1 pseudogene is annotated in these 924 nt (G+C 47.4%); it reads left to right on the top strand.

Annotated elements, in window-relative coordinates:
* Positions 1-47 precede the first annotated feature (47 nt).
* Positions 48-924: pseudogene (locus HX884_RS26640) on the top strand (IS3-like element ISKpn8 family transposase); the annotation flags it as partial.

Below are 924 nucleotides of genomic sequence, written 5' to 3'. Positions count from 1 at the left end.
TGTACTGCACCCATTTTGTTGGACGATGAAATGGAATAGTCCCTGATATGTCAAAGCCAAAATACCCCTTCGAAAAGCGCCTTGAAGTCGTGAATCACTACTTCACAACTGATGATGGTTACAGGATCATCTCTGCACGTTTTGGTGTGCCTCGAACCCAGGTCAGGACGTGGGTTGCCCTCTATGAAAAACATGGAGAAAAAGGTTTAATTCCCAAACCTAAAGGCGTTAGTGCTGATCCAGAGTTGCGCATTAAGGTCGTGAAAGCCGTGACCGAGCAGCAGATGTCCCTCAATCAGGCTGCTGCTCACTTTATGCTTGCTGGTAGTGGTTCTGTAGCCAAGTGGCTGAAAGTCTATGAGGAGCACGGAGAAGCTGGTTTACGCGCACTCAAGATCGGCACCAAAAGAAACATTACAATGTCAGTTGATCCAGAAAAAGCGGCGTTAGCATTGGAGCTGTCGAAAGACCGACGTATTGAGGATCTTGAAAGACAAGTTCGATTCCTTGAAATGCGGCTTACGTATCTAAAAAAGCTGAAAGCCTTAGCTCATCCCGCGAAAAAGTGAAAGTACTCAACGAGCTAAGGCAGTTTTACCCTCTTGATGAGCTTCTCAAGGCAGCGGAGATACCGCGCAGTACGTTTTATTACCATCTAAAGGCTCTCAGCAAGCCTGATAAGTATGCGGATGTTAAAAAGCGTATTGGTGAGATTTATCACGAGAATAAAGGTCGTTACGGATACCGTAGGGTAACGTTGTCTCTCCATCGAGACGGGGAACGGATTAACCATAAAGCCGTTCAGCGCCTGATGGGAACCCTCTCGCTTAAGGCAGCGATTAAGGTCAAGCGATACAGCTCCTACAGAGGAGAGGTAGGGCAAACCGCCCCCAATGTTCTCCAAAGGGATTTCAAGGCTACACG

The organism is Enterobacter sp. SECR19-1250, assembly GCF_013391025.1.
GTDB lineage: Bacteria > Pseudomonadota > Gammaproteobacteria > Enterobacterales > Enterobacteriaceae > Enterobacter > Enterobacter cloacae.
The sequence above is the reverse complement of the archived record's forward strand: the minus strand, read 5'-3'. Positions and strand labels throughout refer to the sequence as shown.